This is a genomic window from Caballeronia sp. SEWSISQ10-4 2, from assembly GCF_030464885.1.
Taxonomy (GTDB): Bacteria; Pseudomonadota; Gammaproteobacteria; order Burkholderiales; family Burkholderiaceae; genus Caballeronia.
The window spans coordinates 68793-80989 of record NZ_JALPRJ010000015.1; the positions used below are offsets into that span (position 1 = coordinate 68793).

A 12197-nucleotide genomic window follows, 5' to 3' on the forward strand; every position below is an offset into this window, starting at 1 on the left:
ATGCCGGCGTTTTGCTTGACCTTGAACATGTCGCAAGACCAATCAGGATCGTCCCGCCAAAAACCCCACCAGCAGCGCAAGTCCCGCTACCGCGCCGAGCGTGTGCCACGGCTTGTCGTGTACGAATTCGTCGGCGTAACCGGCCGCGTCGTTCAGCCGTCCGGCGATTGCCGAGGACGAACCGTCGAACTGCGCACGTGCCGTTTTCAGCTTGGTTTGCAAGTCCTTGCGCAGCTTATCGACGTCGATGTCTTTCGCATCGCGGATCGAACTGTCGAGGTCGTCGAGCAGGCTGCGCAACTGCGTGCTGGCGGTATCGACCGCGTCGCTTGCGCCCTGTACCGCGCGGTGGCCTATTTTGGCAGCGCCATTGATGTTGCTATCGAGTGTGGAACGTGTGAATAGGCCCATTTGCAGCTCCTTTGACGTGTCGTTTGTTTGTCTCAACCCACGCGCTCCGCGAAGAGCGCGACTTGCTTGCCGGCGGAACAAGAATTGAAGCAGATTTCATTCCCGCAATCTGATCCCGATCACTCTTCGACCAGTCCGCGCAGGTCCACCGTCTGCTCATTGCGGGCGTGGCGCCGCATGGCGAGCCCCATCAGCAGGCAGATAAACACGCCGAACACCACAATAATCCATTCCACCGGCAGCCTCGTCGTCAGCAAAAGCGCGTAAGCGCCGAGCATCGACAAAACAGCGAGGTTCTGGTTGAAATTCTGTACCGCGACCGAGGCCCCGGCGGACAGCAGCGTCGCGCCGCGATGCTGCAGGATCGCGTTCATCGGCACGATGAAAAATCCCGACAGCGCACCCAGCAAAATCATCAGCGGATACGCGCCCAGGATGTACAGCGGCGCGAACAGCGGGCCGATCTGCACACCGGAACCCGCAGGAAACAGGTCCTTGTTGTAGAACGCCATGCAGACAGCCACTGCGCCTGTCACCAGGCCAACCGGCAGCACTTTGAGCGAGCTGCGCAACGGCACCCACGCAGCGGCCGCACCCGCGCCGATCGCAATCCCCAGCCCCGTCACGCCCTGTAACACCGCCGCCTTCGACAGTGACAAACCCAGGTTCGCATCGGCCCATTTGAGCACCAGCAGTTGCAGCGTGACCGCCGCGCCCCACAACAACGTAGTGACCCACAACGCAATCTGCGCGAGCTTGTCGCCCCATAACACCTTGAAGGCATGGATGAAATCGCCTACCAGCTTCGACGGCTCCTTGAGCCGGTTCGGGTACCGCGCGCCCGTGTCCGGGATACCGATGTTGATCACCGCGGCTGCCGCATAAACGACCATCACAGCGAACAGGGCGGCGTCCGCAGCCGAGCGGATCAGCACCAGATGCGCGCTGCTGACGAAGTGCTGGACATACTGGCTGACCAACGCGCCGCCGATCACAGTGCCGAGAATCGTCGAGCCGACCGTGGCCGATTCGAGCCACGCGTTGGCCGGGATGAGCTTGTCGGCCGGCAATAGCTCGGTGAGGATGCCGTATTTGGCCGGCGAATACGCAGCGGCGCCGAGGCCGACCACGCCGTACGCGATCATCGGATGCACCCCGAGGATCATCAGCGCACAGCCGCCGGCTTTCAGGGCATTCGAGACGAACATCACGTGGCGTTTCTGGATGGAATCCGCGAATGCACCGACAAAGGGCGCGAGCAGCACGTACGACACCGTGAAGAAGATCTGCAACAGCGGTGTGACCCACGATGCGGAATGCATCACCGAAAGCATGGCGATGGCGGCGATCAGCAGCGCGTTGTCGGCGAGCGACGAAACGAACTGCGCGGCGATGATCGTATAAAAGCCTTTTTTCATCAGACGGAGGGGAAGGGCGGCAGAAGAGAATGAGGAATGCCGCGGACGGCGAACGGGACACTTTAGCGGAGCCAGCGGCTGCGCGCACAAATGCAGGCCGAACGTTAGCCTTTCGGACGCTTTTCAACCTGCGGGCAACAACGCGCAAAGCGGCCCTCAGCCGCTGCGTTGAGGCGCATGTACTGTTGCTCAAACAAAAAAAGGCGGCCGAAGCCGCCTTTCTTACTTCGCAACCGTTACGCGTTACGCGCTTTGGCGCGTGGTCGTGAAGGGATCGAGTATCTTGATCATCTGAGCGTAGACCTTCGGATTACCCGCGACGATCTCGCTCTTGTGCAGGAAGTCCGATTCGCCCGTGTAGTTACCGACCAGCCCGCCTGCTTCCGTGATTAGCAAGCTGCCCGCGGCCACGTCCCACGCGCTGATGCCTTGCTCGAAGAACCCGTCGAGCCGGCCTGCCGCCACGTTCGCCAGATCCAGCGCGGCCGCGCCCGGGCGGCGCAAGCCGGCGCAAGCTTCAGTCATTTGCGCGAAGAGCTTGCAATACGCGTCGATACCCTGGCCGTCGCGGAACGGGAAACCCGTGCCGATGAGCGCATCGTTGAGCCGGTCCAGCTTCGCCACGCGAATGCGCCGCTCGTTCAAGTACGCGCCGCTGCCGCGCGAGGCGGTAAACAGGTCGTTGCGGGTGGGGTCGTAGACAACGGCTTGCGTGATGATGCCCTTGTGGGACAGCGCGATGGAGACGCAGTAATACTGGAAGCCGTGGATGAAGTTGGTCGTGCCGTCGAGCGGATCGATGATCCACTGGAACTCCGAGTCCTTGTCCTGCACGCCCGATTCCTCAGCGAGGATGGAGTGCTTCGGATAGGCCGTGGTCAGCGTTTCGATAATCGCTGCCTCGGAGGCCTTGTCGACTTCCGTCACGAAGTCGTTGTGCTGTTTCTTGCTGACCTGGATACGGTCCAGATCCAGCGACGCGCGGTTGATGATCTGTCCGGCGCGGCGAGCGGCCTTGACAGCGATATTGAGCATCGGATGCATGAAAATAGTCCTTTTGGCCGGTGGCTGTGCTCCGCGCATGCGCGTGAAGTCTCAGCCCCGAACGGAAAACGGCCCAAACCGGCGGGCAAAAACGACGTGTGTCGACGGCAACGAATTGAAGAAGAGCGGGGCGCGTGCTTTCTTTGAACTTGCAATAGCGGCTAAAAATAGGGGCTAAATACAGCGACTTGCAACAGTTGGCACACGCGAACGGCGTATTTTACCCGAGTCGGCCGGTGGCGCGTCATGCGTGAGCAGGTTATGTCGCCGGACAGGCCGCGCGGCGATACCATGACGTCTCTTTCAACCTTCTGCAAGCGTTTCCCCTTGGACCTGAACCCCTCCTCAAACTCCTCAGACGATGCTTTCGCCTCGACCCGCTTCGTGCTGGTCGAGCCGAGCCATCCCGGCAACGTTGGAGCGGCCGCGCGCGCGCTCAAGACGATGGGATTCTCCCGGCTGATCGTGGTCGCGCCGAAAATCGCGTTTGTCACGCGCGAGCCTGAAGCGATTGCAATGGCGAGCGGCGCCGACGACGTGCTCGCGTCGGCGCAAGTCGTGGAAACACTCGCCGATGCCTTGAACGGCGTGCATTGGTCGATTGCGCTGACGGCGCGTTCGCGGGAATACGGCCCGCCGCAGATGGCGCCGCGCGCCGCGGCGGAAAAGGCCTGCGAGTTCCTGGGGCAGGGACAAAACGAGACTTCGGGCGCCATTGCGCTGGTGTTCGGCAACGAGCGCGTGGGGTTATCGAATGCGGACGTGGAGCGCTGCAGCGCGCTCGCGCACATTCCCGCCAATCCCGCCTATAGCTCGCTGAATCTGGCGCAGGCGGTTCAGGTTCTGGCCTACGAACTGCGGCTCGCGCTGCTTGGCCGGGCGGACGCGACTCCTGTGGCAACAGCACCGGCAGGCCCGGCAAGCGCGTCCAGCGACGAGATAGAAGGCATGTACACGCATCTGGAACAGGCGCTGGTCGCGCTCGATTTCCTCGATCCCGCCAATCCGAAGAAACTGATGTCGCGGCTGCGGCGGCTTTTTTCGCGCTCGGGGCTGGAGCACGAGGAGGTGAATATCCTGCGTGGCATTGCCAAGCATATTCTTCTAAAGATTAAGCGCTAGGTAGGTCGCGGCCGCCTCAGAACGGGAGAGGTTAGCGGTTTTTCTCTCCCGGCAGCCACGATGACGAGGCGTTCTCAGCCCCTCCCCGCACCAACACGCTGACCGCGTTGCCATCGGGGGCATCGCAGCGAATTTTTTCGGCTCGTCCTACAATCTGCGGAAATCGAACTATCGATTCCCGAATTCGTGCTGAACCGCGCGATTCGAGAATCGCACCCCGAGTCCCCCACTGAGCCACCGCCATGTTCAACCGACTCCGCGAAGACATCGCCGCCATCCGCGAGCGCGATCCAGCCGCCCGCAGCGCTTGGGAAGTCATGACGTGTTATCCGGGCTTTCACGCCGTTGTCCTGCACCGGGTCGCGCATGCGTGCTGGGGATCGGGCTGGCGCTGGCTCGGACGGTTTGTCTCCCAGTTCGCGCGTTTCATGACGGGCATCGAGATCCATCCGGGCGCGACGCTCGGGCGGCGTGTATTCATCGATCACGGCATGGGCGTGGTGGTCGGTGAAACGGCGGAAATCGGCGATGACTGCACGATCTATCAGGGCGTGACGCTTGGCGGCACGTCGCTTACGCGAGGCGCCAAGCGGCATCCGACGCTCGAGCGCGGTGTGATCGTCGGCGCGGGTGCGAAAGTGCTCGGCGGGTTTACCGTCGGCGCGGAAGCGAAGATTGGTTCAAACGCGGTGGTGGTAAAGCCCGTTCCAGCGGGTGGAACGGCGGTGGGCAATCCGGCGCGCGTGGTGATGCCGGCAACCGTCAAGCCGGCGCAAAAAGAGCGTGGCGTGCCTGAGCGTTCGGCGTTCTGCGCGTACGGCATCACGCCGAACGCCGACGATCCGGTGTCGCTCGCGATCCACGGCCTGATCGATCATGCATCGACGCAAACCCATCGCGTGGATGAGATTGTCGCGGCGCTTGAAAAGCTGGGAACGCGTATTGATGCGATCAGCGGCGTCGACAATGCCGCGTTCATCGATCTGAAGCGTCTCTCCGACGCGATGAAAGGCGAAACCGCGCGTCGCTGAACGTAGAGGGCTAGAGGGCGGGTTTTCAAAACCGCCCGCCTGAGTTCACTCCAGCGGCAACGCCCGAATGCCTTCGGCGTCCACGCGCAGATATCCGCCGCGTGGCTCGCCATGATCCAGTTCCCAATCCGGCATGACCCAGCGGACGCCATCTGTTTCCCGATGACGCGCGGGTAGATGCGTATGCCCGTGGATCATCGTGTGCGTGCCGGTGCTCGTAAACAACTTGGCTACCGCTTCGCGCGTCACATCGTATTTCGCCTGCGCCGGACGCATTCTTCCGTCTTCGCTGGTCGATCGCATGCGTTCTGCAACCGATAACCTTACCTTCAGCGGCAAGCTCAAGAACATCTGTTGCGCCAGGCCATTGCGCGCGAACCGGCGAAAGCGCTGATAGGCAGGATCGGCGGTGCAGAGTGAATCGCCATGCGCGATTACGATGCGCGTACCGAACGCCGTGATAACAAATGGATCGGGTAACGGCAATGCGCCGGCGGCTCGCATGAAGCGCTTGCCGAGCAGAAAATCGCGGTTGCCGTGCATCACATACAACGCGATGCCGCGTTCGGACAACGTATGCATCAGCGCCGTCATGCGCCTCGCGAACGCAGCGCGCGGCCCGGGCACCGATGCCTCCAGCACATCGTCGCCGACCCAGAATTCGAAAAGGTCGCCGAGGATGAACACCGAGTCGGCGTCGTTCGCCGTCACTTCGATGAAATGCTCGAACGCCGCCACCGTATGCGGAATGGCGTCGCTCAAATGGAGATCGGAAATGAAAAACAGCGGGCGCGCTGTAGTGGTCACGCCCGCTGTTTCTGCTGCTTCGATCACGCTGTGCGTCGAGTCGATCATTCCCCGACGACGACAGCCTTTTCGATCACGACGTCGTCCACCGGCACGTCCTGATGAAAGCCCTTCGAGCCCGTCTTGACCTTGCGGATCTTGTCGACGATATCGAGGCCTTCCACCACCTTGCCGAATACTGCGTAACCCCAGCCTTGCGGCGACGGCGACGAGTGGTTCAGGAACTCGTTGTCACCGACGTTGATGAAGAACTGCGCGGTGGCCGAATGCGGGTCGTTGGTACGCGCCATGGCGACGGAACCGTGTTCGTTCTTCAGGCCGTTGTTCGCTTCGTTATCGATAGGCGCGTCCGTCGGCTTTTGCTTCATGCCCGGTTCGAAACCGCCGCCCTGGATCATGAAGCCGTCGATCACGCGATGGAACACCGTGTTGTCGTAATGACCTTTCTTCACGTAGTTCAGGAAGTTTTCGACCGACTTCGGCGCCTTCTCGGCGTTCAGTTCGATCTTGATGATGCCGTGATTCGTATGCAGTTCGACCATGATGAGTTCCTTTCCTTTTCAAGAGTAGATGGGGCAATACGCGACGCGCACGGCGTATGCCTGCTTCATGCCTGCTCGCTGCAAAGGCGAGCGGCTACGACTTTTGTTCCCCGACTTGCTTTCCGACCTATTCCCCAGCTTACTTCGCGACCACGCTGGCCGACTGGATCACGACATTCGTTTGCGGCACATCGGCCATCGGGCCGCGCGTGGTAGTCGGGGTGCCTTCGATCTTCTTCACGACGTCCATGCCCGAGACCACCTTGCCGAACACGGCATAACCGTTGCCGTCGCCGTTGGGATAATCGAGGCCGGTGTTATCGACGGTGTTGATGAAGAACTGCGAGGTGGCCGAATTCGGATCGCTCGTGCGCGCCATCGCGAGCGTGCCGGTCGTGTTCTTCAGCCCGTTCTTGCTTTCAAGCGGAATGGGCGCGAGCGTGGGTTTTTCGACGAAGCTGGTCGTATAGCCGCCGCCCTGAATCATGAAGCCCGGAATCACGCGATGAAAAATCGTGCCGTTGTATTGGCCGGACTTCACGTAGTTGAGAAAGTTGGCGACACTTTTCGGCGCCTTCTCAGGATACAACTCGACCTTGATGTCGCCTTGCGAAGTCTTGAGCAGCACGCTCGGGTGAGCCGTGGTCTGCGACGACTGGGCAAAGGCGGGCGCCTGGGCGATGAGTGCAGCGCTGCCGAGCGCCAACAACAAACTTTTCATGAGCAATCGATCCTCTGGTTGGAGCAGCTACGTGTGAAGACTTGGCCGTACGTTCAAACATCAAACTGTTTGAACGTACGATCCTGCCGGGTCACGGATTCGTCGGCGCGAAGTAAGGTGTGGTTGAGAGCGGGACGCTCGGTCCGGAGTACGGCGAGTAGAGCGGCGACGACATGTCCGTCGTGTCCGATGTGGTTCCCGATGTGGTCCCCGAGCTCGTGCCGGAACCCTGCGTTGACCAGTCACTAGAGGTTGCACTCGACGAAGACGCGGCCACAGCCGCCGAAGCGGCCGATACATGCGAAGCACCCGACGCAGCCGCAGCCGCTGCTGCTTCCGGACGACGTCGCGGCGGCGGCGACACGATCTTCTGGATATCGCCCACGCGTTGCGCCGTCAACGGACTCTTCGATCCGAGCGACTGAGCCCGCTTATATGATTCGCTTGCAAGCCGCAGATACAAATCGCCGAGATTTTCGAACGCCAGCGCGTAGCTTGGATTCGCCTTCGTCGCCGTTTCGAGCGCTACGCGTGCTTCGTCGTAGCGGCCTTTCTTGGCGTAGAGCGCCGCGAGATTGTTATATGGTTCGGGCAGTTCAGGGTAAGCCTGGGTGAGCTCGGTGAACGCGGCAATAGCTTCGTCGTCCCGGTTCAAACGCGCGAGTACGGTCGCACGCTTGAACTTGGCCTGAACGTCGCGCGGGTTCGTCTTGAGGCGTGCATCGAGTTGTGCCAGCGCATTCGGCCACTCCTTCTGCGCGATGGCCTGGTCGATGGCGGGTGTGCCGTCCGCGGTGGCGGTGGACACTTGCGCCGCTGCCGGCGTAACCGCCAAAAACGTTGCGGCGAGTCCGAATGTGACGGTTGCAAGGGCGGTCGCCGCGAGCTTGGCAACGCTTGACGCGCGGCCGCTGGAAGGTTTCATAGGCTCTAGTCTGGATGTTATACTCCGACCCATTCTAACAAAACGTCTGCAACGTTCCGCTGAACGTCCAGACAGTCTTTACGCCACTCGCGGCCGCCTCCGTTTTGATCGCAATGTGACCGTCATGTTTCTCGCGACGGCGCGCACGGCTCCGAGCGCTTCGAGTTCGAAGCCGGGCCGGATCAAACATGTTGAACGTGCTGAAACATGCCACCCGCAGATGTTCGCGTCGACGTCGTTTTCGTCGCTGCTTTTCATCACTGCTTCTCGTCGCTGTTTCTCATTGCCGTTCTCGCTGTTGCTGTCGTCTCATGGCTAGCTGTAGCATGAGTCACAGCAGTGCACAAAGCACCGTTTTCATCGGCAGCCAGGAATGAATGCGAACATGAAGCACGCCGTCACAACATCGGCCAGCGATCGAAACACACGGATGTCCCGGCCCACGCACCATCGTTTATGAACTCATTGCGCATCTACAACACGCTCGCGCGTGACAAGCAAGCTTTTGTGCCGCTCCGTGCCGGAGAAGTGCGCATGTATGTCTGTGGAATGACGGTGTACGACTATTGTCATGTGGGCCATGCCCGCGTGCTGGTCGTATTCGACGTCGTCCAGCGCTGGCTCAGGACACTCGGCTATCGCGTGACTTATGTGCGCAACATCACAGACATCGACGACAAAATCATTCGCCGTGCGGTCGAAAACGGTGAGCCGATCAAGGCGCTGACGCAACGGTTTATCGATGCGCTGCACGAGGATTCGGATGCGCTCGGCGTAGCCCGTCCCGATCTCGAACCGCGCGCGACCGACTTCGTTCCCCAGATGCTCGGCATGATCCAGACGCTCGAGCAAAATGGTTACGCGTATCAGGCGACAGACGGCGACGTTAACTATGCGGTACGCAAGTTCGCGGGCTACGGCAAGCTGTCGGGCAAGTCGATCGAAGACTTGCGCGCGGGCGAACGCGTGGCCGCAAACGATGCCAAGCAAGATCCGCTCGACTTCGTATTGTGGAAACGGGCGAAGGAAGGCGAGCCGCCGGACACAGGTTGGGACTCGGCTTGGGGACGCGGCCGGCCGGGTTGGCATATCGAGTGTTCGGCCATGGGCTGCACCTTGCTAGGCGATCGATTCGACATTCACGGCGGCGGTCAGGACCTGCAGTTTCCGCACCATGAGAATGAAATTGCGCAGAGCGAGGCAGCAACGGGCGTTCAGTTCGTGAACTACTGGATGCATAACGGCTTTGTGCAGATCGACAGCGAAAAGATGTCGAAGTCGCTGGGCAACTTCTTCACCATCCGCGAGGTCCTCGAAAAATTCGATGCGGAAGTCGTGCGCTTTTTTATTGCAAGGGCACACTATCGTTCGCCGCTCAATTACAGCGACGTTCATATAGATGACGCGCGTGGGGCGCTCACGCGTTTGTATACAGCGTTGAAAGATGTGACGCCGGATGCCGGGCCGCTCGACTGGAACGAAGCGCATGCGCAACGTTTTCGCGCGGCCATGAACGACGACTTCAACACGCCGGTCGCGATCGCCGTGTTGTTCGAGTTGGCAAGCGAAGTGAATCGCTCGCAGGATACAGTGCTCGCGCGTCAATTGAAGGAACTGGCCGCCGTGCTCGGATTATTACAACGCGAGCCGCGTGCGTTTCTTCAGGACACACCGCGCGGCAGTCGCGATAGTGGTGGCAAAGAAGGTACAGAAACCCTCACGCCTGCCGATATAGAAACGAGGATCGCCGCTCGCGTTGCTGCGAAGCAGGCAAAGAACTATGCCGAAGCAGACCGGATTCGCGCCGAATTGCTCGACGCCGGGATTGCACTTGAAGACAAACCGGGTGGGTTGACCGAATGGCGTCGCAGCTAAGCGCCTCTCGTTCCCTTTGATCGACTCGCCAGGTAGGAGGCATGATGGCAACGGCCAGGAAGGCGCCGGCTAAACGAGCCGCGTCCGGAAGTATCGCAGTGCCAGCGAGCAAGGTCGCTCGGCGCGCGCAAGTAAAAACGTCGAAGGTATCGACGCCCGAGGCGAAGCTCGCCAACGGCGCTGGCCACGACGGAGAACGCAAGACTGCATCGAAGAAACGTGCCGTCAATGGCGTGGCGCATGACGGCGTTGTTAAATCGAACGGCGCCGCTCGTGTACGCAAGCCGGTGCGGGCGGCGGCGCCGAAAGTGTCGCAGAAGAAGGTGAGCGGCGACGCCAACAATGCGCTCGATGCCAAAGCCGTCGCGACGGCTGCCGGCGCCGACGCTGCGCAGGCGCTCGTGCGCGATCCGCAGAATGACGGCGAGATCGTTCGCAAGTCGCGTGCGATCACCGCCGAGAAGACCGTGCCGGTGCAGACGCCCGGACTGTCGGCGGAAGCTGCGCGTCCCGAGTATTGGGACAAGGCCTGCGCCGACCTCGTCAAGCGTGACCGTATCCTTAAGAAACTGATCCCGAAGTTCGGCCCAGTGCACCTGATCAATCGTGATGATCCGTTCACCACGCTCGCACGTTCGGTGGTTGGTCAGCAGATTTCCGTTTCGGCTGCGCAGGCTATATGGAAGCGCGTGGAAGGCGCGTGCCCGACACTCGCGCCACAGCAGTTCATCAAGGTGGGCCCGGCGAAGTTGCAGTCATGCGGGTTGTCGAAACGGAAGTCGGAATACATTCTCGATGTCGCGCAGCATTTCGTATCGGGTGCGCTGCACGTCGATAGCTGGACATCGATGGAAGATGAAGCCGTGATCGCGGAGTTGACGCAGATTCGCGGCATCGGCCGATGGACGGCGGAGATGTTCCTGATCTTCAACCTGTCGCGCCCGGACGTCCTGCCACTCGATGACCTCGGCCTGATCCAGGCGATCAGCGTCAACTATTTCAGCGGTGAACCCGTGACGCGCAGCGAAGCGCGCGAAGTCGCGGCCAACTGGGAACCGTGGCGCACCGTCGCGACCTGGTACATGTGGCGCAGCCTCTACCCTGTCCCCGCCGATCACTAAAATGCGCGGTCGCAGTTATTGCACTATTGATATCTTATAATCGATAGTTGCGACCCGAAATTTAGTGAGGCTGGCGCGGTTAGAATACGCGCTGCCCGATGCTCTAGGATTCGAACATATGAAGACCACGTTTCTGGATTTCGAACAGCCGATCGCTGAACTCGAAGCGAAGATCGAAGAATTGCGCTTCGTTCAGGACGATTCCGCTGTCGATATTTCGGAAGAAATCGAGCGGCTGTCGAAGAAGAGCCAGCAACTTACCAAAGACCTCTATGCAAACCTGACCCCTTGGCAGGTTTCGCAGATCGCGCGCCATCCGCAGCGCCCGTACACGCTCGACTACGTGAACGAGCTTTTCACCGACTTCCACGAACTCCACGGCGACCGCTCTTATGCGGACGACCTAGCTATTGTCGGCGGTCTGGCCCGTTTTAACGGCCAGCCTTGCATGGTGATCGGCCAGCAGAAGGGCCGCGACACGAAGGAGCGCGCGGCGCGCAATTTCGGCATGCCGCGTCCGGAGGGGTATCGGAAGGCTGAGCGGCTGATGCGTCTCGCTGAAAAATTCGGCTTGCCGATTTTCACGTTCATCGATACCCCCGGTGCGTATCCCGGGATTGGTGCGGAAGAGCGTGGGCAGTCGGAAGCAATCGGTCGTAATCTGTATGTGATGGCCGAACTGAAGACGCCGATTGTGGCAACGATCATTGGCGAGGGCGGTTCGGGTGGCGCGCTGGCTATTGCCGTTGCCGACAGCGTGCTGATGCTGCAATTCGCAACGTACTCGGTGATTTCGCCCGAGGGCTGTGCGTCCATCTTGTGGAAAAGTGCGGCGAAGGCGCCGGAAGCGGCCGAAGCGCTGGGATTGACGGCTCATCGGCTGAAGGCATTGGGACTGATCGACAAGATCGTCAACGAGCCGCTCGGCGGTGCGCATCGCGATCCGAAGGGCATGGCTGCGTTGTTGCGCCGTGCATTAGCCGATACCTTGCGCCAGTTCCACGGCATGAACGCGCTCGACGTCCGCGCGCGCCGCTTCGACAAGCTGATGGCGTACGGCAAGTTCAAGGAAAACCTGCCGGGTGCGTGAAGCTTGAGCCCGGCGCTCACGATTCCCTTCCCGCAGTTTGTCCTGACGGCCGGCCTTGATGGCAACTGCCTTGGCGGCAACTGTCTTGAT

Annotated in this window: 12 protein-coding genes; 5 read left to right on the forward strand and 7 right to left on the reverse strand. The window is 60.7% G+C overall.

Going from position 1 to position 12197, the window contains the following annotated elements:
• Positions 1-42 precede the first annotated feature (42 nt).
• The 3 genes from M0D69_RS12620 to M0D69_RS12630 form a co-directional block, all read right to left on the reverse strand.
• The gene (locus M0D69_RS12620) at positions 43-411 is read right to left on the reverse strand and encodes a YqjD family protein (protein WP_301782339.1); all 369 of its coding nucleotides are present in this window, start codon (positions 409-411) and stop codon (positions 43-45) included.
• A gap of 119 nt (positions 412-530) precedes the next feature.
• Complete coding sequence (lplT, locus tag M0D69_RS12625; RefSeq protein WP_301782340.1) at positions 531-1829, reverse strand: lysophospholipid transporter LplT; 1299 nt, start codon at positions 1827-1829, stop codon at positions 531-533.
• Positions 1830-2072: 243 nt separating this feature from the next.
• Entirely contained in the window at positions 2073-2873 is an 801-nt protein-coding gene (locus tag M0D69_RS12630; protein ID WP_301782341.1) for an inositol monophosphatase family protein, read from the reverse strand.
• Between the two features lie 291 nt (positions 2874-3164).
• Between M0D69_RS12630 and M0D69_RS12635 the strand changes: the two genes are divergently transcribed.
• Positions 3165-3995 (forward strand): RNA methyltransferase, encoded by an 831-nt coding sequence (locus M0D69_RS12635; protein WP_301782342.1) that lies wholly within the window; start codon positions 3165-3167, stop codon positions 3993-3995.
• A gap of 242 nt (positions 3996-4237) precedes the next feature.
• Complete coding sequence (gene cysE / locus M0D69_RS12640; protein WP_301782343.1) at positions 4238-5026, forward strand: serine O-acetyltransferase; 789 nt, start codon at positions 4238-4240, stop codon at positions 5024-5026.
• 45 nt (positions 5027-5071) lie between these two features.
• On the opposite strand, the gene M0D69_RS12645 is transcribed toward cysE, so the two are convergent.
• The 4 genes from M0D69_RS12645 to M0D69_RS12660 all read right to left on the reverse strand — a co-directional run bounded on the left by M0D69_RS12645 (position 5072) and on the right by M0D69_RS12660 (position 8054).
• A complete protein-coding gene (locus M0D69_RS12645; RefSeq protein ID WP_301782344.1) occupies positions 5072-5881 on the reverse strand; it encodes a UDP-2,3-diacylglucosamine diphosphatase in 810 nt (269 codons plus the stop codon).
• The gene (locus tag M0D69_RS12650) at positions 5878-6375 is read right to left on the reverse strand and encodes a peptidylprolyl isomerase (RefSeq protein ID WP_165088616.1); all 498 of its coding nucleotides are present in this window, start codon (positions 6373-6375) and stop codon (positions 5878-5880) included. The genes M0D69_RS12645 and M0D69_RS12650 overlap by 4 nt, the downstream gene beginning before the upstream one ends.
• 139 nt (positions 6376-6514) lie before the next feature.
• Positions 6515-7096: a peptidylprolyl isomerase gene (locus M0D69_RS12655; RefSeq protein WP_301782345.1), complete on the reverse strand. Its 582-nt coding sequence runs from the start codon at positions 7094-7096 to the stop codon at positions 6515-6517.
• A gap of 91 nt (positions 7097-7187) precedes the next feature.
• A complete protein-coding gene (locus M0D69_RS12660) occupies positions 7188-8054 on the reverse strand; it encodes a M48 family metallopeptidase (protein ID WP_301782346.1) in 867 nt (288 codons plus the stop codon).
• Positions 8055-8477: 423 nt separating this feature from the next.
• Here M0D69_RS12660 and cysS point away from each other — a divergent pair, with 423 nt between their 5' ends.
• The 3 genes from cysS (at position 8478) to M0D69_RS12675 (ending at position 12107) form a co-directional block, all read left to right on the forward strand.
• On the forward strand, positions 8478-9896 hold the full coding sequence (cysS, locus tag M0D69_RS12665; RefSeq protein WP_301782347.1) for a cysteine--tRNA ligase: 1419 nt from the start codon (positions 8478-8480) through the stop codon (positions 9894-9896).
• A 44-nt stretch (positions 9897-9940) separates the two neighbouring features.
• The gene (locus M0D69_RS12670; RefSeq protein WP_301782348.1) at positions 9941-11017 is read left to right on the forward strand and encodes a DNA-3-methyladenine glycosylase; all 1077 of its coding nucleotides are present in this window, start codon (positions 9941-9943) and stop codon (positions 11015-11017) included.
• 118 nt (positions 11018-11135) lie between these two features.
• Positions 11136-12107, forward strand: coding sequence for an acetyl-CoA carboxylase carboxyltransferase subunit alpha (locus M0D69_RS12675; protein ID WP_047896505.1), 972 nt, complete (start codon positions 11136-11138; stop codon positions 12105-12107).
• The last annotated feature ends 90 nt before the right edge of the window (positions 12108-12197 follow it).